Origin of the sequence: Psychrobacter sp. Marseille-P5312, from assembly GCF_900291405.1 — a bacterium.
Taxonomy (GTDB): Bacteria; Pseudomonadota; Gammaproteobacteria; order Pseudomonadales; family Moraxellaceae; genus Psychrobacter; species Psychrobacter celer.
The window spans coordinates 2,224,065-2,249,954 of record NZ_OLML01000001.1; the positions used below are offsets into that span (position 1 = coordinate 2,224,065).

The 25,890-nt window shown below is 46.2% G+C and carries 24 protein-coding genes; 15 read left to right on the top strand and 9 right to left on the bottom strand.

Annotated elements, in window-relative coordinates:
- Positions 1 to 8 precede the first annotated feature (8 nt).
- Complete coding sequence (gene dnaQ / locus C6W44_RS09600) at positions 9 to 1,598, bottom strand: DNA polymerase III subunit epsilon (RefSeq protein WP_105245178.1); 1,590 nt, start codon at positions 1,596 to 1,598, stop codon at positions 9 to 11.
- Between the two features lie 468 nt (positions 1,599 to 2,066).
- Here dnaQ and C6W44_RS09605 point away from each other — a divergent pair, with 468 nt between their 5' ends.
- Together C6W44_RS09605 and C6W44_RS09610 are read left to right on the top strand one after the other, a co-directional pair.
- Entirely contained in the window at positions 2,067 to 2,618 is a 552-nt protein-coding gene (locus tag C6W44_RS09605; protein WP_199774474.1) for a hypothetical protein, read from the top strand.
- A 156-nt stretch (positions 2,619 to 2,774) separates the two neighbouring features.
- The gene (locus C6W44_RS09610) at positions 2,775 to 3,080 is read left to right on the top strand and encodes a hypothetical protein (protein ID WP_105245181.1); all 306 of its coding nucleotides are present in this window, start codon (positions 2,775 to 2,777) and stop codon (positions 3,078 to 3,080) included.
- Positions 3,081 to 3,315: 235 nt separating this feature from the next.
- On the opposite strand, the gene C6W44_RS09615 is transcribed toward C6W44_RS09610, so the two are convergent.
- From C6W44_RS09615 to C6W44_RS09625, 3 genes are all read right to left on the bottom strand, one after another.
- Complete coding sequence (locus C6W44_RS09615) at positions 3,316 to 4,470, bottom strand: RNA-guided endonuclease InsQ/TnpB family protein (protein WP_093071385.1); 1,155 nt, start codon at positions 4,468 to 4,470, stop codon at positions 3,316 to 3,318.
- Entirely contained in the window at positions 4,467 to 5,078 is a 612-nt protein-coding gene (locus C6W44_RS09620; protein ID WP_105243882.1) for an IS607 family transposase, read from the bottom strand. The genes C6W44_RS09615 and C6W44_RS09620 overlap by 4 nt, the downstream gene beginning before the upstream one ends.
- A gap of 310 nt (positions 5,079 to 5,388) precedes the next feature.
- Positions 5,389 to 5,853 (bottom strand): YkvA family protein, encoded by a 465-nt coding sequence (locus C6W44_RS09625; RefSeq protein ID WP_105245183.1) that lies wholly within the window; start codon positions 5,851 to 5,853, stop codon positions 5,389 to 5,391.
- 437 nt (positions 5,854 to 6,290) lie between these two features.
- Between C6W44_RS09625 and C6W44_RS09630 the strand changes: the two genes are divergently transcribed.
- On the top strand, positions 6,291 to 7,520 hold the full coding sequence (locus C6W44_RS09630) for an LD-carboxypeptidase (RefSeq protein ID WP_105245185.1): 1,230 nt from the start codon (positions 6,291 to 6,293) through the stop codon (positions 7,518 to 7,520).
- A gap of 26 nt (positions 7,521 to 7,546) precedes the next feature.
- Here the strand turns inward: C6W44_RS09630 and C6W44_RS09635 are convergent, their stop codons facing one another.
- Positions 7,547 to 8,569 carry a GlxA family transcriptional regulator gene (locus tag C6W44_RS09635; RefSeq protein ID WP_105245187.1) on the bottom strand — a complete coding sequence of 341 codons (1,023 nt, stop codon included), beginning with the start codon at positions 8,567 to 8,569 and terminating at the stop codon, positions 7,547 to 7,549.
- A 201-nt stretch (positions 8,570 to 8,770) separates the two neighbouring features.
- On the opposite strand from C6W44_RS09635, the gene C6W44_RS09640 reads away from it, so the two are divergent.
- The 4 genes from C6W44_RS09640 to C6W44_RS09655 all read left to right on the top strand — a co-directional run bounded on the left by C6W44_RS09640 (position 8,771) and on the right by C6W44_RS09655 (position 13,365).
- Positions 8,771 to 10,576 carry an acyl-CoA dehydrogenase gene (locus C6W44_RS09640; protein WP_105245189.1) on the top strand — a complete coding sequence of 602 codons (1,806 nt, stop codon included), beginning with the start codon at positions 8,771 to 8,773 and terminating at the stop codon, positions 10,574 to 10,576.
- 56 nt (positions 10,577 to 10,632) lie between these two features.
- Positions 10,633 to 11,652, top strand: a complete 1,020-nt coding sequence (locus C6W44_RS09645) for an NADP-dependent oxidoreductase (RefSeq protein ID WP_105245191.1) — start codon at positions 10,633 to 10,635, stop codon at positions 11,650 to 11,652.
- A 3-nt stretch (positions 11,653 to 11,655) separates the two neighbouring features.
- The gene (locus C6W44_RS09650) at positions 11,656 to 12,438 is read left to right on the top strand and encodes an SDR family NAD(P)-dependent oxidoreductase (RefSeq protein WP_105245193.1); all 783 of its coding nucleotides are present in this window, start codon (positions 11,656 to 11,658) and stop codon (positions 12,436 to 12,438) included.
- 162 nt (positions 12,439 to 12,600) lie between these two features.
- Complete coding sequence (locus C6W44_RS09655; RefSeq protein WP_264755618.1) at positions 12,601 to 13,365, top strand: SDR family oxidoreductase; 765 nt, start codon at positions 12,601 to 12,603, stop codon at positions 13,363 to 13,365.
- A gap of 192 nt (positions 13,366 to 13,557) precedes the next feature.
- Here the strand turns inward: C6W44_RS09655 and C6W44_RS09660 are convergent, their stop codons facing one another.
- Positions 13,558 to 14,754 (bottom strand): aromatic amino acid transaminase, encoded by a 1,197-nt coding sequence (locus C6W44_RS09660; protein ID WP_105245197.1) that lies wholly within the window; start codon positions 14,752 to 14,754, stop codon positions 13,558 to 13,560.
- A gap of 125 nt (positions 14,755 to 14,879) precedes the next feature.
- On the opposite strand from C6W44_RS09660, the gene C6W44_RS09665 reads away from it, so the two are divergent.
- Positions 14,880 to 15,737: an HpcH/HpaI aldolase/citrate lyase family protein gene (locus C6W44_RS09665; RefSeq protein WP_105245199.1), complete on the top strand. Its 858-nt coding sequence runs from the start codon at positions 14,880 to 14,882 to the stop codon at positions 15,735 to 15,737.
- A gap of 83 nt (positions 15,738 to 15,820) precedes the next feature.
- On the opposite strand, the gene C6W44_RS09670 is transcribed toward C6W44_RS09665, so the two are convergent.
- The 3 genes from C6W44_RS09670 to C6W44_RS09680 all read right to left on the bottom strand — a co-directional run bounded on the left by C6W44_RS09670 (position 15,821) and on the right by C6W44_RS09680 (position 19,625).
- Complete coding sequence (locus tag C6W44_RS09670; RefSeq protein WP_105245201.1) at positions 15,821 to 16,405, bottom strand: TetR/AcrR family transcriptional regulator; 585 nt, start codon at positions 16,403 to 16,405, stop codon at positions 15,821 to 15,823.
- 426 nt (positions 16,406 to 16,831) lie between these two features.
- On the bottom strand, positions 16,832 to 18,094 hold the full coding sequence (locus C6W44_RS09675) for a YbfB/YjiJ family MFS transporter (protein ID WP_105245203.1): 1,263 nt from the start codon (positions 18,092 to 18,094) through the stop codon (positions 16,832 to 16,834).
- 331 nt (positions 18,095 to 18,425) lie between these two features.
- Positions 18,426 to 19,625 carry a sugar transporter gene (locus tag C6W44_RS09680; RefSeq protein ID WP_105245205.1) on the bottom strand — a complete coding sequence of 400 codons (1,200 nt, stop codon included), beginning with the start codon at positions 19,623 to 19,625 and terminating at the stop codon, positions 18,426 to 18,428.
- A 339-nt stretch (positions 19,626 to 19,964) separates the two neighbouring features.
- On the opposite strand from C6W44_RS09680, the gene C6W44_RS09685 reads away from it, so the two are divergent.
- From C6W44_RS09685 to C6W44_RS09710, 7 genes are all read left to right on the top strand, one after another.
- On the top strand, positions 19,965 to 20,669 hold the full coding sequence (locus C6W44_RS09685; protein ID WP_105245207.1) for a hypothetical protein: 705 nt from the start codon (positions 19,965 to 19,967) through the stop codon (positions 20,667 to 20,669).
- A 730-nt stretch (positions 20,670 to 21,399) separates the two neighbouring features.
- Positions 21,400 to 22,314, top strand: a complete 915-nt coding sequence (locus C6W44_RS09690; protein WP_105245209.1) for a hypothetical protein — start codon at positions 21,400 to 21,402, stop codon at positions 22,312 to 22,314.
- Positions 22,315 to 22,379: 65 nt separating this feature from the next.
- Complete coding sequence (locus tag C6W44_RS09695; protein WP_105245211.1) at positions 22,380 to 22,964, top strand: alpha/beta hydrolase; 585 nt, start codon at positions 22,380 to 22,382, stop codon at positions 22,962 to 22,964.
- A gap of 340 nt (positions 22,965 to 23,304) precedes the next feature.
- The gene (locus C6W44_RS09700; protein WP_105245213.1) at positions 23,305 to 23,940 is read left to right on the top strand and encodes a hypothetical protein; all 636 of its coding nucleotides are present in this window, start codon (positions 23,305 to 23,307) and stop codon (positions 23,938 to 23,940) included.
- 41 nt (positions 23,941 to 23,981) lie between these two features.
- Positions 23,982 to 24,236, top strand: coding sequence for a hypothetical protein (locus C6W44_RS13670; protein ID WP_199774475.1), 255 nt, complete (start codon positions 23,982 to 23,984; stop codon positions 24,234 to 24,236).
- Positions 24,236 to 24,496 carry a hypothetical protein gene (locus tag C6W44_RS09705; protein WP_199774476.1) on the top strand — a complete coding sequence of 87 codons (261 nt, stop codon included), beginning with the start codon at positions 24,236 to 24,238 and terminating at the stop codon, positions 24,494 to 24,496. Before C6W44_RS13670 ends, C6W44_RS09705 begins: the two co-directional genes overlap by 1 nt.
- A gap of 188 nt (positions 24,497 to 24,684) precedes the next feature.
- Positions 24,685 to 25,800, top strand: coding sequence for a CaiB/BaiF CoA transferase family protein (locus tag C6W44_RS09710; protein WP_105245215.1), 1,116 nt, complete (start codon positions 24,685 to 24,687; stop codon positions 25,798 to 25,800).
- Positions 25,801 to 25,890 lie beyond the last annotated feature (90 nt).

The window sequence follows — 25,890 nt, forward strand, 5'->3', positions numbered from 1 at the left end:
AGTGACCGCTACATATTGTTTTTGAGGGCAGGGAAGTCTTCTGCCAGTGACGCATACCAGTGTTGGCTTGCGCTCTCATCCATAGGCGACTGTAGTAATAGATCTGCCAGCTCCGAAAAATGGGCATGACCGGTCTGTCCGCCGTCGGTTTGTGTGTCTTCTTCGATGGCGAGAGCGACCTGTCCACCGGTCATTGCCAGATAGACCTCGGCCAAGATCTCCGAATCTAGTAATGCCCCGTGAAAAGTACGATCTTGTTTACCGACGTCTAAGCGGCGTACCAACGCATCTAGCGTGTTTTTTTGTCCTGGGTATTGCTGCTTGGCCATCGCCAAAGAGTCAGTGACCTGTATGCGCTCGGCGAAGTCGTGCAAGCCAACTTTGGCAAACTCCATGCTCAAGAAGTTGATATCAAAGGTGGCGTTATGCGCGATGACCTCAGCGCCATCCATAAAATCATACAGTGCTTGTGCGACTTGGTCAAAGGTCGGCTTGTCTGCCAAAAACGCCTCAGAGATACCGTGAATACGAATCACTTCTTCGTCCATCCCGCGCTGTGGATTGATATAGACGTGGAGCTTTTCGCCCGTAAACTTACGGCCGACCAGCTCGACGATACCCACTTCGATGATGCGGTCGCCCTTTAGAGGGTCAAGACCTGTGGTCTCAGTATCCATGATAAGCTGACGATCAGAGTCATGGCGATGGATGGGCTTTGGTAATAGTGGCCTAAAGTGAGGGTTAGCACGACTGGTGTCGCCATCAAACTTGGGCATCTCCTCTGCGCTAGCCATTTGTGTGTCAGCTTGGCTGACTGAGGCGGTGTCAGTATTTGGCATGTGCGTGTTTGGGTGGGCGTCAGTCATGGTTGCTTGCTCTGTTGGTCGCTGAGTGTGGCTAGAGATAATTGGATGGTCAGCAAGGCTACGGGTATCTTGGCTTTGCGAGCTGTCCGCTGGCGTCTCATCTGTATCGTCATCGATCATATCAAACCCTAAGGGGTCAAAGGTTAGCCAATCGTCATGGCGGCGCTGGCTTGCCTCAGCCGTCAAGGGGTCTTTTTTTTTAGGCAATTCAGTTGTCGCTTGTACCTCGCTGCTGGAGGTCACCCCCAGATTGGCCAGCTCGTCGGCTTTTTCGTTGCCAGCATGTCCAGCATGTCCTTTGACCCAGTGCCAATCGACATCGCGCTGTTGACAGAGCGCATCTAGCTGCTGCCAGAGATCTTGGTTGGCGACTGGTTTTTTGCTCGCCGTCTTCCAGCCTCTTTTTTTCCAGCCAGCGATCCAATCAGTGATGCCGTTTTTGACATAGCTTGAGTCTGTCCAAATCTCAAGGGTATGCGCTGGCGGGCTGTGCGTTAAGGCTTGTATCGCGCCCATCAGCTCCATGCGATTGTTGGTGGTTTGTGCTTCGCCGCCATATAGGTCTTGGGTGCGGCCATCACTAAATATCAGGTGCGCGCCCCAACCGCCAGCACCAGGGTTGCCCTTACACGCGCCATCGGTATAGGCAACCGTCGTGTTTGCTTTGGCCGCGAGCGGATCTGCCGCGTGGTCGGTGTGGGTATGAAGCATCGAATGCGGACTGTCTGACATAAAAGCTGAGCAACCTGATAAATGATAACGGCAAGAATAAAAAAAGCGAACGTAGCGCGCGTTTTGGTCGTTTTAGTACAAAACAGCGCTGCGTATTTTGGGTCTGAGTATAGCAAATATCAGCTTACTATGGGTAATTATGGGCGGCGCTGGGGCACAAAATCTTTGCTGAAAATTAGGGCGTGTCCTCAATTCAATCGATAGCCATCTAAATGGGCTAAATCTGGCCAAACGGTGTCAAATAGCTGACGAATATCTCGATATTATCTGCGCTATTTTCCTTGTTTGATGGCGATTTATCTCATTTTTATCACCATTTTTAAAATGAGGACACGCCCTAGATGGTCAGGTTATCTTTTTGGTTTTCTGTTAAAATAAGCCGCGTCACCGCCGGATAACGGTATAAGACGTATTGTCGCCCTTTATTTAATCCGTGCCTCTCACGCATAAATGCAGGATAACGCCCTCATGTTATTACGCTCAGCTAGTTTTTGTAAAAAACTCACCCCTCTGCTGGTTGCCACCGTCGTAAGCAGCGCTATGTTTTTGACCGCGTGTAATGACAACGACACGCTAGATGAGACGGCGTCGGTAGTGCCAGCAGATTTGTCGGTGTTTGAGGGGTGTTATACCGTCAGTCATGATGAGCCTGCCCAAATAAAAATCAGTCAACAAGCGGGCGCGTGGGTCATGCAAATGAAAGAGCCAGCAAGCAGTGGCCGCGTTTGGGACACGCCTGAGCCATTAGAAGCCATCGAAAACAGTGAAGTCCCGCAGTTCTTTTCGATCGATCCTGATAATGTCGATGCGGTCATCGGTCGCCCTGATAGAGTACTGGTCTTGGCACATGCCAAACCCGCTTATGCCAACATCGATCCGCTGCTAGATAGTGAGTATCTGTCCTATATTTACCGCGGCGCCAATACCATCTATCAGGTGGCATGTGATGAGGTCAATACCGATATTTTGGCCAATCCGCATGCCAATATTATCATCGATAATGTCAATGAGAGCCGATAAGCCGATCTTTGAAGAGTCTTTAACGAGGTCTTTTGGGCAGTTAAAAGCGCGCGATGACGGTTAATAGAGGCGCTTACAAACCTCTCAATAATGTGCTCGTCATGTCGCTGTATCATTATGTGTTTTTATTATGAATAGTCAGTTGAGTCAGGTCGTATGAATTTTTTTAGTTATGTGGTGTTGGGCGGGTTTTCTTATGCCGCTGGTTGGGCGGTCAGAACCTATATACTTGATAAAAAGCCCAAATCTGAGCAGCTTTATAACCTCAAGCACCCAACCATTTTAGCCTATCTTGGCAGTTTTTTTATCGTGATGTTGGTGGTTTCTTGGCTGATTGGTCGCTACTTGCTCGGCCATATCGCCATTGATTTGCCTTTTATCATCGTCAATAGCTTGGTGGCGACCTTTGTGTATTCATTTGGCCTAAATCCAGAAAACGCCAATTATGGGGTGCCTGATTGATAGGTCGGTCGTAGTACTGTTTATCATAAGCGGTACCGCTAAGACTAGAGCGTGTCCTCAATCGATAACCGTTCCAAAAATCTTACTCAAACCTATCCAATATTGACTATTAGATAGGTTTGACGTTTTCTTTCTGCTTCATTGTCACGCGCTATTTCTCATTTGAGATTTAGACTGACCACGACTCCACAGACTTTTTTAATTGGCGATGGAACTCACCGTCCAATAAACAGGATTATGCAGCTGTTAAAATAACAGTCGCGTTATTTAAAATATTGATGCTGGCGTTGAGGTCACGGTCATGAGAAACCTGACAGTTAGGGCACAACCACTCACGCATTTTCAATGTTAGCTCATCTTTACCAAGGATATGATTGCAGTTTGAACAGGTTTTTGAGCTTGGGTAGAAGGGTCCGACTGATTTCACAACCTTGCCTTGTTCAGTGGCTTTGTAGATAAGCTGTCGCTTAAACTCAAAGAAACCCAAGTCACTGATAGCTCTTGATAGCCGCCTGTTCTTAACCATACCTTTGACATTCAAATCCTCAATCGCAATCACATCGAACTCATTAACCAGACTTGTTGTGATTTGATGGAGAGAATCTTGCCTAATACACCTGATCTTATAGTGCAAACGAGAGAGCTTGGTTTTCGCTTTTTCTCTGTTTTTACTGCCTTTTTTAGTGCGACTGAGCGCTTTGTTTAGCGTTCTTAGTTTTTTAAGGTTTGCTTGAAGTGGTTTTGGCGCTTTAATTTTAGTGCCGTCTGATAAAACCAGTAAGTCGGTAATACCAAGATCAACACCAACGCTTTTACCTGTCTTTTTAGTAGGAATTACAGCTTTTTGTATTTCAACAGCCACACTAACAAACCACTTACCGCCACGTTTAGAGATGGTGGCTGACATGATCTTGCCGTCAAAACGTAAAGCTTCTTTTAAGCGAACCCAGCCCAAGTTTGGGATACGAATGGATTTACCTTTAATGGCAAATTGGTCGTTGGATAAACTGAATCTATCGTCACGGCCTTTTTTACGAGCGGTTGGGTATTTCGCTAAGCCTTTAAAGAAGTTGTTATAAGCATCACCCAACTGCATGATTGCCGCCTGCGGAGCGCATTTGGTCACTTCCAGCATATAGGGGAATAATTCACGCTTAATGGCGTTCAATTCGCGTCTGAGCTTCGCCTGTGAGGGCTTGTTTAGATTTTTAGTATCAACCTCAACGCCTGCGGCCAAACACGCATCACGGTACGCTTTGTCAAGCGCATACTGCCGCTGCCACTCATGCAAAGCCCAGTTGTAGGCTTTTCTCGCCACGCCACAAGCACGAGCAAGGTGATTTGCCTGTACGTTGTTTGGCTTGAGTTCGATAATGTGTCCACGGATCATAATGCTTTTTTAACCGCCTCTATTAATTGTTGGTTTTTCTTGCTGCAAGAGCCGTATAGCCTCGCTGAAAATACGGTGATAATCTCCAATACATCTTGGGCTAATTCTTGCTCAAAACTCAACTCTTCACCTTGATTGATTATTACCACTTCAACGTCACGAGCCTCACACAACATGAAAACCAGTTCTGCACCAAATCGTAAAAGCCTGTCTTTATGGGTAATTACCAGCCGTTCAACTTTATTGCTCAGTATGTCATCAAGCAGGTTTTTTAAGCCTTTCTTTTTATAATCCATTCCACTACCAAGATCGGTAATCGTCTCAAAAGTCCAGCCTTGCCTGGCACAATAAAGTTCCAAAACTTGAGACTGGAGAAGTAAGTCGTCTTTTTGATCACGACTCGACACACGAGCATAAGCAATGGTTTTTCGGTCTAATTTAGGTGGTGTATTCAAGGAATGCGGTCTGATTTCACTTAAATCATATCGCCTATGCCCGTTTTCGGTTCGCTTGGCGACTAACGTACCATCCTCATCCCAACGTCTTAATGTGGATTGAGCAACCCCGAAATGTTTGGCAGCCTCCCCAATACTAACCAGTTTCCCCATAACTTGCTCTCTATATTATAGATATAATCTATCTATTATAGTAATAAATAGGTAGGTTTGTATATGTTTTATTTAACTGTTTGCAACCCTCTAAATGGGCTAAAAACGGCTAAGTCTGGCAAACGGTATCAAACTCAAATAGCTGACCTCAATATTATCTGCGCTATTTTGCTTGTTTGGCTGCGATTTATCATATTTTTATCAGCATGTTTCAAATGAAGATACGTCTTAATAAAACAGGATCAATGACGCTTACATAGACCCTGTTTTGTTCAGCTAGCTATCAGTCATGATGGCTGGTAGTTGTGATTTATTTATCTTTGCTGGATTGTTCTTTGTCTGACTTTTTGGTGTCTGACTTTTTAAAGGTTGGTTTTGAGTCCTTGTCTGTGTCTACAGATTTGTCTTCGGTAGCCGTTTGTTCATCCTTCCATTTTTTGTATTTCGTTAAATCCTTGTCTATCATTTTAAGACAAAACTTGAGTACCAAAGCGTCATCGATATGACCGATAAAGGGGATAAAGTCAGGAATGATATCGATGGGGTTGAGGACATAAAGCAAGCCAACCACCGCCGCTGAGATGGTCTTATAAGGAATGTTGCGATAATTGCCCTGATAGTAGTCTTTTACTAGGCTCATCAGCAGCAATAAGTCTTTGGCATAGCCTTCAAGGCCTTGGTCTTTTTTGAGTTGGTCGTTTAGTTTGTCTTCTTTGCCTACGATGAGCTTTATACTATCCATCAGGCTTTTATTGTCTTTTTCTTTATCGGCCATACTAAGAGTCCTTATATGAATGTTAGGGTAGATGTTTTTGGCTAATGGTATTTTGATCTATTGTTGTCGTACCCTTTACTATAGCAAGAGTCATGACGTCATCCAAATAAGACGATGAGTGGTTCTGTATCATTTTGTTGACTGTGTGCGCAGCTGAAGATGCCACGTCAAGAGGCCTAAAACCCTGGCGCTAGCCAAGATCTGATGCTAGACAGAACCTGGTGGCTGTAACCTAGTGATTGTAACTTAACGACAGTTTTGAGCTGCGTTATAAGAAAATAGCGGTTTAATAAACCTCTTGCAAAAGTACCGTTTTATTGACCTTCGTTAACGGAGTATCAAAGGCTAGCAATGACTTATGCAAGAGATCTAATAAACTATTACGAAATAAAGTATTGCTGAATACAGTCGTCATCGATGACAATAAAGGTAGCATTATGACTAAGATATCCTTTGCCCTCAATCGTCGCCAGTTCCTGCGTCAAGCTAGCCTCTATGCAGGGGCGGGGCTGCTCGTCACGCGCGCCATGGCGCACTCATCTATACAGGTGAACCGGCCAGAGAGCCACCTGCCGCTGACCAAAGATGATCTACCAACGGCTGTAGAGGAGCGTGCTGCTGAAAAGACAATGGCTGAGAGCTTGCCGGCAAAGCGTCTTTGCATCACACCAAGTATTGAGACGCGGCTGTTTGCCAGCTCCAACGTCGGAGGTAGCCAGCAGCGTAATGCGCGGGCTTTAGAGCGCTTGGCCTGCGCGGGTTTTCAGGTAGATAATCCGGCGATTACCGAGCGGCAGTATTTGCGTTTTGCGGGTACGGACTCGCAGCGCGCCAGTGACTTACAAAACATCGCGACTGGTGCCATTGCCGCCCCCCAATTATTGCTTGGGGTGCGCGGTGGCTACGGTGCTATGCGCCTATTGCCGATGGTGGACTGGCCGACGCTTGGGCGTATTATGAAGGAGCGCGGCACGATACTCGCAGGGTTTAGCGATGTGACCGCCATCCAGTGTGCGCTGTTGGCAAAAGGCGGTATGAGCTCGCTTGCGGCACCGATGCTCTATAGCGAGTTTGGCAAAACCAAGCCTGATGAGGTTAGCTGCCGAGAGTTTGTAGAAGCATTAAGCAATCCTAATTTGACGATTAATATAGCAGATGCGTCGTTAACCAGTGTAAATTTACCCAGTATTCTGACAAATTCTGAGCCAAAAACGCTAACCGGCACTATGTGGGGTGGCAATCTAAGCGTGGTATCGGCGCTGGCAGGTAGTGAGTACTTACCGCGTATTGACGGCGGTATCGTATTTTTAGAAGACGTCGGCGAGCAAGCTTACCGTATCGAGCGTATGCTCTATGATTTGTATTTGGCAGGAGTGTTTAAAGGTCAGCAGGCGATTGTGTTTGGCGCGTTATCGGGTAGTGGTGAGGACAGTTATGACAAGCGTTATGATGTCGCCACCGTGATTCGTCAATTGCATCAGCTGACAGGATTACCGATTTATAGTGGCATGCGCTTTGGTCATATTGGACAAAAACACAGCTTTCCACTTGGCGCGATGTGTCAGATTAGTCCAAATACAGTTGGTGGCTATCAATTGGTATTTAATGATTACCCAACGATTAAAGCTGATGCCATTTATGTCGAAGGGTTATGGCAAAATGTTTAGTGGTTAAAAATATAATAAATAAAAGTCTAAATCGCCAGTCGTGAAAATTTATCTTGATATTCTTTCGGGGTCAGCTCGGTGGCGCGTTTAAACAGCCGCGTAAATGATGAGATATCATCATAGCCGACTTGCTCCGCTAGCGATTTTATTGTCACATCGCCCAATTCCAGTAAGCGCTTTGCCTGCTCAATACGCACTGCTTGAATATATTCAATTGGACGCATGGCGACGGCGGCTTGAAAACGTCTGTTTAAGGTGCGCGGGGTGATATTGACCATGGCGGCCAAATGGCTCACTTGTATCGCTTGCCTAAAATTTTCCTCGATAAATTCTTGTACTTGCTGAACCAGCTGGTCAGCGTGCGGCTTATGCAAAGTCACATTGGTATAGCTGTTTTGATTACCGCGTTTACTATCAATAATCTGGGTTTTTGCCACTTGGGTCGAAATCTCGCGCCCGCAATAACGCTCGATTAATAACAACCCTAAGTCATAAAAAGCGCTACCACCTGCTGCACAAAATATATTGCCTGATTGTTCTTTTGACTGGCTTTTTGATTGAGTGACAAATTGGTTTTCTTGCAAATCAACCAGTGGAAAATCTGCCTTAAACTTACCGGCATAGCCCCAATGGGTTGTCGCGACTTTGCCATCGAGCAAGCCCGCTTTTGCTAAAAAGAACGCGCCGCTACAGTTGCTAGCGATATCGGCTTTGGTATTTGCCAGTCGCTTGATATGTTCAATCAGCTCAGCGTTCTGACTCAGCACTTTATCGATGGAATCGCCAATCGTTGGAATTAATAATAAGTCGCACTCTGTGACTTCCTGAATATCGCAATGCGCTTGCATGATTAAGCGGTTGCTACATCTGATATCAACGCCGCCAAGACTGGCAATTTGCACATTAAATCTTGGTTCTACTTCTTCATTCAAAAAGCGCTGCCAGCTGACACCAGTAAATGAAAATAAATCTAATGCGCCTGTCAAAGCGCTGCCAAGCACGCCATCGAAGCCGATAATAATGACCTTAAAGGGTTTAAAGTAGGGCATAAGTGCTTATTTTCCTATGAAAAGACGTATTTAAAATGTCAGTTTATTAGCAGTTTTTCCCAAATTAGCATATTAATTTTGTCTTATTTGACCATAATTATGTCATAAATGACAATACGGTAAGGCGATAAATTAGATTAATATCAATGCATCACTTATTCATCACCGCTTATTTATCATTATCATAATAGGAAAATGACTATGGCAGCAGATACACTGATCAACGACTTTGAATTACCGTTCCAACTCTACGATGTATTGGGAGTTGAGCATTTAACCGAGCATGCAAAGTTTGTAGAACATAGCCGTGAAACTTTTGATGCGGTACTGGGCACCGCCAATAAAATCGCCACTCAGCTATTCTTACCGCACAACCACGTGGCGGATAAAAACGAGCCGCAGTTTGACGGCAAAAAAGTCAGCATGATAGACGACGTAAAGGTTGCTTTTGATGCCTTTCGCGAGTCGGGCTTTATCGCGGGTCGTTATAGCTTTGACGATGGCGGCATGCAATTACCTGAAACCGTGATGACGGCGGTAGCAGGCTATTTTATGGCAGCCAACCCATCGACCACCGCTTATCCGTTTTTAACCACGGCGGCGATTAATGTCATTTCTCATTTCGCCAGTGATGAGATTAAAAATGCCTTTATGCCGCGTATGCTAACCGGTGAATTCACTGGCACCATGGCATTAACAGAACCACATGCAGGCTCGTCGCTTGCCGATATCAAAACCACTGCCGTGAAACAAGAAGACGGATCATACCGTATCAAAGGCAGCAAGATTTATATCTCAGCAGGCGATCATGAATTGTCTGACAATATTGTGCATTTGGTATTAGCCAAAGTACCGGGCGGCCCTGCTGGCGTCAAAGGCATCTCTTTATTTGCGGTACCCAAGTATCGACTCAATGATGACTTATCAGTCGGCGAGCGTAATGACGTCCATTTAACTGGACTTATTCATAAACTTGGCTATCGCGGCGCAACTTCTACGGCACTGAGTTTTGGCGATGCAGGCGATTGTCACGGCTATCTTATCGGTGAAGAGCATTTTGGCCTGCGCTATATGTTCAAAATGATGAACGAAGCGCGTATCGCAGTTGGCTTTGGTGCGGCGATGATTGGCTATCGCGGTTATCAATATTCGCTCGATTATGCCAAAGACAGAACGCAGGGCAGAATTGCGCCTAATAATAAGCCTGAAGATGCGGCGACGGCAATCATTCAGCATGGTGACGTTAAGCGCATGCTGCTGGCGCAAAAAGCCTATTCCGAAGGTGGGATATCCTTGTGCTTATATGGCTCAAACCTAATCGACCGTATCAATACGTGTGAAGACGCTACGCTAAAAAATGAGCTCTCAGAATTGCTAGATTTGCTCACGCCAGTTCTCAAAGCATGGCCGTCTGAATATGGTCCAAAAGCCAATGATCTAGGCATCCAAGTATTGGGCGGCGCAGGCTATACACGTGAGTATCAAGCCGAGCAGTTTTGGCGTGATAACCGTCTTAATCCCATTCATGAAGGCACAAATGGCGTACAGGCACTAGATTTGTCATTCCGTAAGTTATGGCAAAACAAAGGTCTTGGTATTCAAATTTTAAAACGTGAAATTACTCAAGACTTAGAAAGTATCAGTACACCCGAGACTGCCAAACTTGCCGGTAAATTGATGCCTTATATGGGTCATTTGCATGAAGTATTGGTGCATTTAAGCAAAATTCTACAAACGGAAAAAGCCATGACGCTGACGGGTAATGCGCAGGCCTTGATGAATATCTTTGCCTCTATCGTGGTCAGTTGGATTTGGATTCGCCAAGCGAGTAAAGCGGAACAACTATTAAATGATACGGCCGACGTTGATAAGCAAAACTTCTATCATGGCAAAATCCAAGCGGCAAAATACTTTATCGACTGGGAATTGCCGTTAATCAATCGCGATATTGAGCTGCTAAATAATGACAATGCGGTCTGTACCGATATGCAAGTAGAATGGTTTTAATCAATTTTGCATCGTGTTTGGTATGAATAATAAATACAACGTTAAAGGAATAAATAATGACAGCTGATAACAAACAGATTAATAAACAATGGCGCTTAAAAGCAAGACCTGTGGGCGCACCAGACGCTGATACGTGGGAATATACCGAGACAGAACTGCCGACTATCTCAGATGGTGAGCTGCTGATAAAAATTGAATATATTTCGATGGATCCTGCAATGCGTGGTTGGCTAAACGATGCAAAATCTTATATACCGCCCGTACAGATTGGCGAGGTAATGCGTGCAGGAACGGTGGGTAAAGTCATTGAAAGTAAGCATGAGAAGTTTGCCGTTGGCGATTATGTCGTAGGTCATAACGGCGTGCAGTCGTATGCAGTCAGCGATGGTACAGGTCTACATAAAGTCGATCCAAGCCTTGCGCCATTGTCTTATTACTTGGGCGTGCTCGGTATGCCGGGTATGACGGGCTATTTTGGCTTATTAAAAACCGGCGCACCAAAAGCTGGCGAGACTGTGGTTATTTCTGGCGCTGCGGGCGCGGTTGGTAGCTTAGTTGGGCAAATTGCCAAACTCAAAGGCTGCCGCGTTGTTGGTATCGCTGGTGGTAGTGGAAAATGTAAGTTCTTAGTCGATGAGCTGGGTTTTGATGCTGCTATAGATTATAAAAACGAAAATGTGAAAAAAGGCTTAAAGCAGGCCTGTCCAAACGGCGTCGATGTCTTTTTTGACAACGTCGGTGGCGATATTTTAAATGATGTGCTGACGCAAATTAATCTGCATGCCCGTATCGTAATTTGCGGTGCGATTAGCCAATATAACAACACCACAGAGGTCAAAGGACCATCGAACTATCTGTCATTATTGGTCAATCGTGCACGTATGGAAGGCATCGTCGTCTTTGATAATATCAAAGAGTATCCGACGGCGATGAAAGATATTGCTGGCTGGATTGGGTCAGGCGACATTAAAGTAAAAGACCATATCGTTGAAGGCATCGAGACGTTCCCAGATACCCTGATGATGCTCTTTAAAGGTGAAAATTTCGGCAAACTGGTACTTAAGGTAGAGGGATAAATTATGACATTGAATACAAATGGAATTGCATCAGACGTCACTGGTAAACGAATTTTAATCACCGGCGGCGCGTCTGGCATTGGCGCTGCCAGTGCGCTACTGCTCGCCAGTCGCGGTGCGAAAGTCGTCATTGGCGATTTGGCAGAAGAGATGGGCGCAGGCGTTGCTCAGCAAGGGCAAGACGCGGGCAATAGCATCGTCTTTAAAAAAGTCGATGTGACCAGTGGCGATGAAGTGCGCGCTCTCTTTGCCTTTGCCATGGAAACATTGGGCGGCCTTGATGTGGTGATAAATAATGCCGGTATTGACCATAAACCGGCGCCGATGCATGAGCTAAGTGACGAGGACTTTGATCGTAATATTGCCGTAAATTTAAAAGGCGTCTGGCATTGTATGCGCGCTGCTGTTGCTTGTATGGCGACCAATGGCGGCGGTCATGTAATTAATGTCGCCTCCATTGCTGGTTTGCGCTCTGCGCCATTATTGTCAGCGTATAGCGCCGCAAAACATGGAGTCATGGGACTGACTAAATCCGCTGCTCATGAATACGCCCGCGTCAATATTCGTTTTAACGCCGTTTGTCCAAGCTTTATTGACACCCCTATGGTGCAAAACACCATGGCAAAAATGGACGAGCGCGCCCAGCAAGCGACCATCAAAGCCAGCCCAATGCGCCGTTTAGGCGAAGTTGACGAGGTATCTGGTGCGATTGCTTGGCTGGCGAGTGATGAAAGCAGCTTTATGAATGGTCATGCCTTTACCCTTGATGGTGGTATGTTGGCTTGATAATCAAATAACTGCCAAACCATGACGGCGTTAGCCTCGCTCGATGTATTATGCGTACTATCTATGCTCGGCTGCCTTGTAATGAGTTTGCAGTTTTTTGATCATAACTTATTAAGTATTTCTGATAAAAAACTGAATAGCTATTTCAAAATATAAGGAGTAATGATGAAAGATTTATTTGATTTAACAGGTAAGATTGCTTTGGTTACGGGTGCGAGCCGCGGTATTGGCGAATCTATCGCTCGTCTATTGGCATCTAGAGGCGCGCATGTGATTGTCTCTAGCCGTAAGATTGATGCGTGCCAAGCGGTCGCTGATAGCATTAAAGCTGACGGTCATAATGCCAGCGCTTTTGCTTGTCACGTTGGTGATATGGCGCAGATTGAGGCAATTTTTGAGCATATCAAGAGTGAATTTGGCCGTATTGATATCTTAGTGAATAATGCCGCGGCAAACCCTTATTATGGTCATATTTTAGATACCGATTTAGCCGCTTTTGATAAGACGGTAGAAGTTAACATTCGTGGTTATTTCTTTATGTCGACGGCGGCGGGTAAGATGATGCGCGAGCAGGGCGGCGGGGTGATTTTAAACACCGCTTCGGTCAATGGCTTGGTCGCCGGTGATAAGCAAGGTATCTACTCAATCACCAAGGCGGCGGTGATTAGCATGACTAAAGCCTTTGCCAAAGAATGCGGCCCATTAAACATTCGCGTCAATGCGCTGCTGCCAGGTCTGACCGATACCAAGTTTGCCTCGGCACTAACTACCAATGATAAAGTCTTAAAAATGGCGCTACATGCCATTCCACTAGGACGCGTGGCCGATCCGGACGAGATGGCGGGCACGGTGTTGTACTTAGTGTCTGACGCGTCGAGCTATACCACGGGTGCGACCGTGGTCGTCGATGGCGGTATGCTTGCCTAATTATTTGCTGAGTCACTGATAGCCAGTTGAAAATAATTAGTCATTTGCTTAGCTTTGTCTTAAATAGTAATGAGTGATTGGCCATAACAGCACAGCTTGTACGCAAAGTAAAAAACCGCCCAGAGGTGAGTCTCTAGGCGGTTTTTATTTTTTATACGGTTTATAAATGGCTTAGCGCTTCGCTCAGCTCGTTCAGTCTTTTAGCACTTCTGCCATGGCATTGGCGACATAGTCGACGTTGTTGACGTTTAGGCCTGCCATACACATACGTGAGTTTGAGACGATATAAACCCCAAACTCTGTTTGTAAGCGCTCGATTTGCTTGGGGGTCAATCCTGTGAAGCTAAACATGCCGTTTTGCTTGGTGATGTAGTCAAAATTGCGCGCTGGCACGTTGGCTTCTAGTACGGATTTTAGCTTAAGGCGCATGGCTTTGATGCGGTCACGCATGCCGTAAACCTCGCCGACCCACTGCTGGTGCAACGCTTCGTCGTTCATGACGATATCGACCACGCGGCCACCGTGTGATGGCGGGCTGGTGTAGATACGGCGTACGGCGTAATTGAGCTGACCAAAGACGCGCTCGGCCTCTTCTGCTGTAGGGCATACCACAGATAAGCCGCCCACGCGCTCACCATATAGCGACAAGTTTTTGGAAAATGAGTTGCTCACAAACACAGGTAAACCCAGCGCCACAGCTTTGCGAATAGCATAAGCATCGTGGTCCATATCTTGCCCAAAGCCTTGATAAGCGATGTCCATAAATGCAATTAGCTCATGCTGTTTCATGATGTCCAATAGCTCATCCCACTGGGCATGGGTCAAGTCCATACCAGTTGGGTTGTGGCAGCAAGGATGTAGTAGCACCACATCGTGCTTATTTAACTTTACAATGAAAGCTAGCATCTCATCAAACTTAATGCTGCTGGTGGCAGTATCGTAGTAAGGATAGGTGCCCACCTCGACATCCGAGCCTTCAAAGATGGCAATATGGTTGCTCCACGTCGGATCGCTCACATAGCACTTGGAGGCAGGAAACCATTCATGGATAAATTCAGCGCCGACCTTTAGCGCGCCAGAGCCGCCCAATGTGGCAATGGTAGCGACGCGTTTTTCTTGTAGCACCGCGGCGTCCTGACCAAACAGTAGATTTTGACAGGCGAGGCGATGCCCTGGCAATCCTGCCATCGGCAGATAAGGTCTGGGCGAGATGGGGTCAGCGATTCGTTGCTCGGCGGTTTTTACACACTCAAGTACTGGCAATTTGCTGTCTTCATCATAATAGATGCCGATGCCCAAATTGACTTTGTTTGGGTTGCTATCAGCAACAAATTTATCTACTAGACCTAAGATAGGGTCACCCGCATAATAGTCGACGCGTTCAAACATTTTGATTCTCTACAAATAAGATAAAATAAGGTCTCAAAAGCATAAACTACATTGCCACTGAACTCAATGTTAGAATGAAGGAATAATGACAAAATACGTATCAATATACATTAATGAGGGTTGGAATGACATCACGTACAGACGATACTGCACATACCGGAAACACCCACTATGCCAAAACATGGCTATTTGTACCGGCAACGCGCATGGACAGAGTGGCCAAAGCCTTTGCCAGTGGCGCAGATGCTGTCATTATCGACTTAGAAGATACCGTGGCTCTAGAGGATAAAGCGTCAGCGCGCAAGGCGTTACAAGAATATTATGCTCATGCCGACTATCGGCCCGTGTGGGTGCGTATCAGTCAAGCAGGCAGTGATGAGTTTGCCAAAGACATAAAAGCCTGTGAGCAGATGCCCAATCTCGCTGGCGTCATACTGCCCAAGGCGGCACAGGCCACAGATATTGAATACGTCCATCATTTAACTCGCCTATCTGTCATTGCACTGATAGAAAATGCGCGTGGTCTGTATCAAGTCGATACGATGGCAAAAGCGTCGGGGCTGCGTGCTTTTAGCTATGGATTTTTGGATTTGTGTAATGATTTGAACGTACAGGTAGGAACGCCGGCGGCAGATATTATCGCCAATCAGATTCGCTATCAGCTTATCCTTAGCTCTAAAATCCATCAGTTAGCGCCGCCCATCGATACCGTGTATCCTGATTTTCAGGATGCCAAAGGATTGGCCGCGCGTGTGCAGTTATGGTCGCAGATGGGGATGGCAGGGATGCTCTGTATCCATCCCAAACAAGTGGCCGTGGTACAACACGCGCTGATGCCGACCACTGCCGAGATGGAGTTCGCTCGGCGAGTGGTGACAGAGTACGAGCGCCATGGACAGGCGGTATTTAAGGTCGCGGGCGAGATGGTTGATGCGCCGGTGATTGAGCGCTGTCAGCAGTTATTAAAAATAGCCATTAAATAAAATGCTGATATCACATGGGCCTTGCGTTTAAGTGATGTTAAAAGTTATGTTCAACGCCATGTCAAAAATCTGTCAAAAACATGTCATAAAAAATGCCTAAACATAGTATCAATATACCGCTCAATGGCTTCTGTATCAGGGTTGACCTGTGCATAGGTACGCAAGCCGATGAGCTGGATTTGGAAATAGCGTGCCAGTTCGGCAGGGTCTTGATCACAGCTGATCTCGCCATGGTCGATCGCTAGCTCAAAGGTGTTGACAAAAGAGGCCTCTACCTGCTTTAAGATACTAGTCGCGTGGGTGAGCAATTCTGGACTATCGTTTTGTGTCAGCTCGCCGATGGTTTTGACCACCATGCAGATACCGCTGGGCGCGCCGCCTTTGCTGCAGATGGTGACGCTTCGAATAAAACGCTGTAGGCCTGCGAGCACGGTTTTTTCTTGGGCAATACAGTTGGCAAGATTGGCCGCGCCTTGCTCAGCATAGCGGTTTAAGGCTTCTGTAAACAAGCTGTCTTTGTTGCCAAACGCGGCATAGATGCTGCCAGGGCGCATATCGACGACATCTTGTAGGTTTCGCATCGAGGTGGCGTGATAGCCTTTTTCCCAGTAGAGGTTTTTGGCTTTTTCGATCACCTCATCACGATTGAACTTGGCTTGTGCACTCATGCGGCTCCCCTTAAAAATCTCTGTCTGATTAGGGCGTGTTGAACATTCGCAAATAGGCACTGCTGATCGCTAAAATTGTTCCAGACAAGGCACAAAGCGACGATAATGCAGATGCCTTAGCGAGATTTGTAACGCAGTATGGGGCAATTTTAGCATCAGCCCGCAGGGACAGGACTCTTTTTTGCCGCTTCATCGTTAAAAATAAGCGCTTAGAATGACTAAACTTATTATTTTTAACATCGAATCGCCTAAAAAATAGTCGCTGTCAGTGCCATGGTCGAATGTTCAACACGCCCTAAGTACATCAGCGTATCACTGTATCGTTTTTATACCGAATTGACTCTATATTATTGGTCATTCTTGTCTAAAAAAACGCCATTATTATAAAGTCATTTGCTTTATAAAGCGGCCAAAATTTGGCACAAATTAAAGCGGTTTTTGCGGCTGTAATAATAAAGCCAGTCCAATGGCGACAAAGGCGGCAATACCAGAGACCATATAACTGATGCGAAAGTCGCCCGTCAGCTCTGCAAGATAACCTGCTGCCACGGGTCCAAGCGCTTGACCACCGGAAAAAGCAAATGTCAGCGCCGCAAGCGCACTGGCTGCTGCCGCGGCACCAAAATAATCACCAGCGCAGGCGGCCATAATGACAGGTACGCTCCAGACCACGAAACCAAACAAGATAATCGACAAATATAACCCCAAATGCCAATCCGTCAAACCGACTAACAGATAAGCGATGGCAAGAAAGAAAAATGCCAGCGCGAGCCCGAGGCGACGGCCGATGTGATCAGAGATCCAGCCAAAAAGCATGCCAGAAAAGACGCTCAGTAGACCAATCCATGCCCAAATACCGCCTGCAGCTGCCTCACTGAGCTGATAAGAGCCCACCATACTGGTCACGATAAAGGTCACATAAACCATATAAGTCGCGCCATAGATAGCAAAGATAACGCCCAAATGCGCGAGTAGCTTGAGGTTACTGCGTTCCAGCTTTTTTTTGTTTTTCATGGGCGAAGTGGGTACACGCCCGAAAGGGCTGCACGTGACATCGTCTGGATGATTGCGAATCAACGCAAAAGTAAGGCATGCCACCACAATATCGATTAGCGCAAAAATCAGCCAACCCGTCTGCCAAGACAGTAAGCTAAAAAAGGGCAATAGTTTTGGGACGACAAAGCCCGATAGGATAATACCAAACCCAGGGCCTGCCATCACCAGCCCCAATGCCAGCCCGCGATGCGACGGAAAAAACCAGTGTGACATGACGCTCATCATCGGTAAGACCACGCCGCCGCTGCCAATGCCAGTGAGCACATAAAAAGCGCAAAGCATAGGAAAACTGATGGTAAAAGCCATACCAAGCATAGAGGCTGCGATGACAAAAAGACTGGCCGTACTGGTTAAGCGAGTGCCAAACCTAGGTAGAATAAGCGGACTTAAAAGCACAGCGACAAGATAACCGATCAGGTTGGCAAAACCTAATATACCGCTTTGGGTGTAGCTCAATGCCAAAGACGCCGACATCGACGGCAGCAGCATACCAAAGGCAAATCGCCCCAAACCCAGCCCGCAAAACATCGCTATAGAGCCTATAGCGGCGACAACCCAAGCATAATGTAACCTGCCTAAGCCAAGCGGCGGCGTGCGATTGCGCGGCTCTGATGGCAAGCTGTCCTCACGCATGTTGTTTCTCCGAAAGATCGAAGAAACTGGCGTTTATGTGTCCCATACGCATGATACACAAACCAAATAATACCGCCGTCTGGCGTAAAATATTGCCCATTTTACACTTATCCTTGTGTGGGTAATGCAGTAAAAAAAAGTCCGGTAGCAAAGAGTATAGCTTTGCCTGAACACTCGTTCAATAGAGGTTATAAAAGTTTATGAAAATTGCTGCTTATGAGAATTGCTGCTGTTTATGAAAATTACTAAGCTATGGTGATGATTGGCGTAAAAAACGCCAGACCGTTTAGTAGGCTGGCATTGTATTTGGGTTCGAATCATCTGGCTTTAACTAGCCGAGTCTTTTACTCAGTTCAGGAAAGCGTTTGATCATAAATAGCAGCAGTAGCAGCGCCGCACTAGCAATGGCCGCCCCGACATAGCCCACGCTTGATAGCGACAGATGCGTCACCGCGTATCCACCAAAGAGCGCACCCGTACCGATTCCTAAGTTGATAATACCCGAAAACATCGACATCAGCATGTCTTGGGCATTGACATCGACCATGATGACTTTGGCCTGCATGGAAATGATCAGTAGCATCAGCGCCGCGCCCCATAACAAGGCAATTAGGCTGAGCGCCCAGATCGAGGTCACCACATACAGCAGTACTAGCATAGATAAAAGCATCAGTATGGTCGAGACCAGCATAATCCGCGTGTTAAATCGATCACCCCAACGGCTAAATATGACACTGCCGGCAATACCTGCGACACCGAATAACAATAAAATGACCGTCGCTGAGTTTTCGCCCACTGAGCCGACCTGCCGCATAAACGGCTCAATATAAGAGTAGGCGCTATAGTGAGCGGTAAAGACCAGTAGGATAAGCAAGTACAGGCAGACCAATAGTGGGTTTTTTAGTAGTTCTGGTATTTTTCTAAAAGAGCCTTGAAACATACTGGGCAGGGTCGGTAATAGCTTGGCTTGTAGCACAAACACCACAAAAGCAATCATCCCAATCCCGCCAAACGTTGCGCGCCAGCCAAACCATTGACCAACCAAACGCCCCAACGGCACCCCTAGCACCATCGCCAATGAGGTACCCGTTGCAAGCACGCTTAGTGCTAGTGCTTTTTTGCCTTCTGGTGCTACTCGTATGGCAATCGCCGCGGTGATGGACCAAAATATCGCATGTGATAGCGCGATACCTACGCGGCTGATCAGCAGCACATCAAAGCTCCAAGCAAATACGGACAGTACATGACTGGCAATAAATACTGCAAATAACCCTAGCAGTAAGCTTTTGCGCTCAAAGCGACTGGTCAGTAGCATCAGCGGCAATGACATGACCGCAACGATCCACGCATACAGCGTCAGCATCCAGCCAGTCTCGGCAGTGGTGATAGAAAAATCTTGGGCAATGTCACTGAGTAGGGCGACGGGGACGAATTCTGTGGTATTCATGATAAAGGCACTGATGCCCATCAAAAACACTTGAAAATACTGAGTCCGGCGAGCATCTAAGCTCGCCTCAATGTTGTGTTTCATAAGATCCAATACAAGAAAATGCTAGGGCGCGTCCTCACTCAATGAGCAACAATAATTAAGTAAGAACAATAAGGACACGCTCTAATACGATAAGAATATTAGCCAATAATGGGGTAAAAATGCTGGGTGGTAAACACCTTTGGCAATATAAGAATGGCGAGGCAAGATACCAAGCCCGCGGCATTAGTTAAAGGGCTTTTTTGCTAAGGATTGTTAATTTGATATCGAACGGTTGATATCGCATCGGTCGCGCTCATCTAGACCGTATATCTAAAAACCTCTAAATAAGAGATAATAGCCGCTATAAAACCATCAACTCATACAACAAGGCCGTCCTGCATGACCAAAGAAAACCCTTATCACTTTTTGCCGTTACAACCCACTGGCAGAAACGAGACCGACAACGTAAACACCTATGCTCCTGAAGACATGATAAAAATATACGAGCAGCAGTTTCTCACGCACGTGCCTGAAGACCAGCTAAGCGAGTTTTTGCCCGCACTAAAGCAATTTTATGATATCGATGATAATACGTTGGACATCGCTGCGGTCATCTTTGATGCCATAGCGGATGCAGCGATTATCTATAATCACAAAGTAAAAGCAGGCGGTTATCAGATATTAGGCAGCTTGGTAACAGAGCAGCTGGAGTACGAGCAAGTCGAAGGCAGTAATGAAGGCTCAAACTCAAATGATAGCTCAGACAATCAAGCCTATACCATAGACTGTATGCGTACGTTTTTTATCAATGATATCGAAATACCGTACCACTTTAATCTATTTATCCAAGGCGACGGTTATTCTACCTTGACCGAAAAAAACACCGTGCTAGAAAAAATATACTGGCTGGTCCATGGTGAGTCTGAAGGCGATTTAGGCGATACAGCAACTTCTTTAGCATCTATTAACGAGGCGCTGGCCAGCTTAGGCATCAGAGCGATGGATCTAAACACCATCCATCAGGTGCTCAACTATATAGAAGATCATCTGCTCGATGACGACATGGTAGACACGCTAAATACTCTGATAGATGCCGCTGAGTAGGTCTTGTCTTATGAGTGTGACTCATGACTCACCGTAAATGTGAATACGCGACAGCCGTTGTCGCAGATGATAAAAATACACTGTATTTTTATCAATCTTTATATTATAGTTATAGTTATTGAGTCAGGCAGCAATAATTCTAAAAACCATAACCGGATATGGTTGGTTCACTTTAAAAACGATACAATGCAGCTGGTATGAATTTTGCGCAGCATCTGTCAGCGTAGACACAGCAAGCAAGGAAAAATTATACCAGTTGCCCGTTCATATGAGCGTATCGATTTTATTTAGAACTGACTGTAAACAACAACTGGACAAACAGTGAACCCTCGGGGCGCAATGCCTCACCTTTTAACTGAGTTGTCTTTAATGATGCTATTTTCGTTTTATCTTATCTTCCTTTGCTTATACAAATCCAAAAAAACTTAGTTATTAACACACATAAAACTAAAAAAACGCTCGTGAGTCTGACAAACATGTTGACGATACGACGATAATAGCGAACTGCGTCAAAAAACCCGCTTCATAAAACAACTGCTTTACCAAAGCAATTAATCTACTTCCCTTTATAAATACTAACTGATAGATAAGCGACGTCATTTAATAAAATGGCGAACAGACTCGGCTTGCCGAAAACAAGGATATCGCCAAGTGCTGTCAAACAATAAAACCAGCAATTCGACAAACTATGTAACAAGCAACGCAAAACTAAAATAATAAGGATATGACAATGACAAAGTTAACGTATGAATTTGAGCAAAAACGCGTAGACAATATGCAGTGGGTAGGTCGCTCAAAACTGTCTGGGTTAACGGCATTGGCCAGTGATGAGCAAGGGCGAGTACGAAAAAAACCCTTGTTTTATCTCGAAAGTGTGTCGGTAGACAATTATGTAGATGACATTTACTTTGTGAATAATAGCGATGAGACGCTGAGCTTTGTCGCGCCATTTATGCCCTATCGAAACATAATAGAGGCAGGGGCCAAGCTCGGTGATATCAGTGAGGAAAATCTAAATAAAGTAAAGCTTTATAGTGATGACATGGCGCGTGTGTACACCGATGTACTGCCCATGCAAGGCGTGCGTATCGGTAGCAGTCATATCATTTATGACAGTGATGCGCTGATGCAGTGGCTGATACACCTGCCCTTTAAGGGGGCTAAGACGCATTACGCCATTTGGCGCTTTAACGTGGTGGAGAAAGGCGGTATTGGTGGGTCTTATCCACTACTGTGGGAGGATTTTAGTAAGCCCTCGCACATAGTCAGTGCTGATTGTCTGTTTGAAAAGTCCGAAATGCCGATAGAGGCCAGTGTTTATGAGGAACGCTGTGCGCTGTTTGAGCGGCTGATTGACGCCTTTGGGGTGGCCAATGCCATATTTGTCTTAGCGATTAACGATGTGCTGTATCGTTACTGCGTGGGCTGGAGTGCGCCTTATAGCGAGTCGGATATACAGGCGCAAGACATTGCTCTTAAGCTAAAAAAGCAAAAGCCGAAGGATGCGCAAGCGATAAAAGGTATTATCCAAGCTGTTTATGATTTTTGGTTTAATGAGGGTTTTGCAAAAAATATCTCAATACAGGCTTGTGAGGAGATTTTGGCTTTATACCAAGCGCAAGTCGCTAGCCAAAAAGCAGTTTAATCTAATTTAAATCTATAAGCCAAGCTGTTGAAAAAATTAAATAATTATTAAAAAAGGAGAACGCTATGATGTTTCCTATCGAAAACAATGACACGTTTTTGTTGTTTTTTCATGGTCTCGACTCAAGCAATGAGACCAGCAAATATACCTGTATCACCCGTGAGCCAAAGTATTGCCAAACGGTCAATTACCGAGACAACTTTGCAGAAGTATTTGAGATTTATGATGCCTTGATTTGTGAAAAAATAACACAGTATCCGCGCGTGGTGCTGGCAGGGCATTCACTGGGTGGCTGGTTTGCCAATCATTTCGCTCATCAATACAACTTGCGAGCGTTATTGATTGCGCCTTGTATCTATCCGAGTGAGGTGTTGGCCGATCGTATTCCAAACATCTCTGATAGGAAGCTGTCTTTTCCGACATCAAACACCGAGATGATGCGGGTCATGGTAGAGGTCGACGATGAAAGCTTGGATGTGGCGGTGGCCAGACGAACCTTGGTCAACCTGCCTGAGAGCTGGGCAGTCGATTACTTCGACGGCGGTCATCACCGTATCGCCCGCAGTAGTGATATCTGGTATCACTTGGTTCACCTGTGCGAAGATCCCATCGTTTGGATGGATGACGCAACCTACTATGGAGAGGACTAAAGAGTGGGGGTGAAGGTTAAAGGATGGACTTCATCTAAAAAAAGCAGATATTTAAGGGTAAAATAATTATTCACAAACAGACACACGGTTCCGTATTTATTTACGCTTATCTGATGTGCTATCATCATAAAACGATTTATCGTGGGTTTAACAGTTTTGTATTGCCAATCGCTACTGACGATGATGATGTCAGTTGAATGATGGTGTGCAACCCTTGCAACTTCCAGCACGATATAAAACAACTCTGGTAAAGCGCATGAGCCTGTACTCCGACATCCTCATTTGTGCCTGATTTTATTATTTTTCGTCGGAGTTATAGGAATCTAAGGTGTCCACCATCATGAGCCACTCATCTCATCTTTCTAAATACACTCGTCACTATCGCCCGCAGCACCCGCTTTCTCAGCACATTATTGATCAAATCAACACCTTAGAGATGCGTGCGCCAGATATCATTAGAGCCATGGGCTATCCGTTAGGCCATACCATACCTGCTTGTGAGCGCTTGCGCCATGTCTTGTGTCATCGCCATCTTGGCCTTGATGACAGTTATATGGACAGATACTTTAGTGCTGATGCGTTTTTGGCCACGCTGTTTGAGATACTTGAGCTGCCTTATCAGGCATATGCAGAAGATATCGCCCAGATTAAAGCTCAAGTGGCGCAACACTCTGACTCTTTGCCTCACTACCGCCTACGAGCGCAGGTCGATTTTGCGTTTATTGACGGGGCCAATTGGCTGTCTCGATGGGGGTCGGCGTTGGCAACTGAGGTGCATTTGCCAAGTGGGTTTACGACATTAGATGAGCGCGAGCGCAAGGCGGCGATCAAGCAGAGTATCCGTGAGCATTATCGGCAGTTTGATGGTCATTTACCTTACAATGGGGTGATTCAAGGCTATGAGCTGATGGTGCTGCAGCAAGATGAGGTCATCGAAAAAGTAGCCTATGGACTGCCGACCTCTAGCAGTGTGTAAGAATTTACTCAATAATCTTTAAATGTCGATCAATACCCCTTTTGACGCAGCTAAACAGTATCAAAAAAGGTCAATCGCGTCCTGATGGCTTTGAGCGCACGATCACCAAAAAAGTTGGTATTTTGGGCGCGGGCATTGCTTATGTCACCGCCAAAGCGGGCATCGAGGTGGTACTGCTCGATACCGATCACTGGATTGGCTCAGGCCAGTACGCGCCCCAAGCAGTTTATCGGGCTGAATTTATATCCACCACGCGCACAGCAACCATCACAACAAGAGCTAATTCGATCGCTTGATGTTTATTCAAGCCAATGAGTCGGCTAAATGCTATCAAGAAAATATCGTGCGCTCTGTCGCGGATGCCAATATCGGTGCTATCTTTGGTTGGGGTTTTGTGCCGCATCACGGTGGTACGCTCCAATTTATCAATGCCATGGGGCTAGAGGCGTTTATCACACGCAGTCGTGAGCTTGCTGAGCAATACGGCGAGTGTTTTCAGCCAGCGCAAATAGTGCTCGATATGGCGGCTAAAGGTGAGGTGTTCTCTGATGACTAGGGCGTGTCTTTATTTCAAAAATGGTGATAAAAATGAGATAAATTGCGGCCAAACAAGGAAAATAGCGCCGTTAATATTGAGATATAAACCCGCTATTTGACGATGTTTGGCAAAATTTGGCCATTTTTAGCCCATTTAGATAACTATCGAGTGAATTGAAGACACGCTCTAATGTAACGACTGACTTGATGACTGATTCAATCATAAACTCCATGGCAGACTGCTTACAAGGGCTGCGAGTGGTTGATTTGACGCGTAACCTGCCAGGGCCATTTGCCACGCGCCTGCTGGCCGATTTGGGTGCAACGATCATCAAGATCGAACCCAAAAATGGCGACCCTGCTAGAGCCTTCGGTGAGCTGTTTGCCGCATTAAACCATGGCAAAACTACCGAAAGACACGACTTTCGGGACCCCAAAGGCATTGCGGCTATCAAAGCGCATATCAAAGATGCCGATGTCATGCTCGATAGCTTTCGTCCTGGTGTGTTAGCAGGCATGGGATTGGATGCCAAAACGCTGCATACGCTTAATCCAAAGCTTGTGATGGTATCAATCACTGGCTACGGCGTGACGGCTAAAGAGGCCAATGAGAGCGCTGCGATAGATGCGAGTGCGATCAATCACCCACGAGCCAGTCATGATTGGGCACATAAAGTTGGCCACGATATCAACTTTATGGCGATGAGTGGTGTCCTTGACCAATTAAAAACCGCAAGTGGTGAGCAGGCCATGCCCAATGTACAGTTTGCAGACTTGGCAGGCGGCAGTGATACCGCTGTCATTGCGCTGCTCGCTGCAGTATTTGCCGCGCAGCGTACCGGCAAGGGTCGTCATATCGCGGTCAGTATGACCCACAGCTTATACCAGCATCTGGTCATGCCCAAGGAAACGGGCGCGCTGGTCAAAAGCTTTTCAGGAGACATGCCTGCGCCGCATTTTGATTTTTTGGGCGGGCTATTGCCTTGCTATCGATTGTACAGAACCCTTGATAATCGCTATATGGCGGTTGGCTCATTGGAGCTGAAATTTTGGCAAGGGCTGTGCGAGGCGTTGGCACTGCCAGCACTAAAAGACAGCCATTGGCAGCTTGACGTTATGCCAAACTCCCCTGAGAGCCAAGCAGCAGCGAAGGCTGTGAGTGATGCCTTTGCCAGTCAGACACTCGCCCATTGGCAGCGGCACTTCGCACCCATTGATGTTTGCGTTACCCCAGTGCTTAGCTTACAAGAAGCCAAAGCGCATCCGTTATTTGCCCATCAAGACAAGTACTACTCAACGCCTGGGTGGCAGCTGGTCGAGTGAGACTGTATGCAATGTGTAGCGGTTGAGGAAGATAGACGATAGGCTAGATAAAAATAACAGTGACCAAGGACGTCTTTAAATAAAAAGGAG